Here is a 292-nt window from a genome sequence, read left to right as displayed (position 1 = left end):
GCCATCGCCGTTCGTGTCCCGGTACCCTGCGGCGTCAAGCCGGCGGTTGGCTTCGGCGAGATCGAAGTGGCGCCTGATGTCGTTTAGGTCCGAATAGTAATCGGCCGCCACCGGCATTACCAGTCCCACGCCAGGGTCCGCGTGCCCGCGGTAAGCTCGGTCGACGATGGCCTTCTGGTCGATCGCATAGCCGATCGCGTCGCGAAAAGCCGGGTCCTGCAGGGCCTTGGTGCTGCCTGCCCCCTTCTCCGAGAGAGTGTTAAAGGCCAAATAATTACGCCGCTCAACGCGC

The 292-nt window shown here is 63.7% G+C and carries 1 protein-coding gene; it reads right to left on the bottom strand.

The features are described 5' to 3' along the window. Positions 1-292: ABC transporter substrate-binding protein (locus EN807_RS34610; RefSeq protein ID WP_246684542.1), on the bottom strand; the 292-nt coding region annotated here is incomplete at both ends.

Source organism: Mesorhizobium sp. M5C.F.Ca.ET.164.01.1.1 (genome assembly GCF_004792125.1).
In the GTDB taxonomy this organism is placed as follows: domain Bacteria; phylum Pseudomonadota; class Alphaproteobacteria; order Rhizobiales; family Rhizobiaceae; genus Mesorhizobium; species Mesorhizobium wenxiniae.
This window is presented reverse-complemented; position numbering and strand designations above follow the sequence as displayed.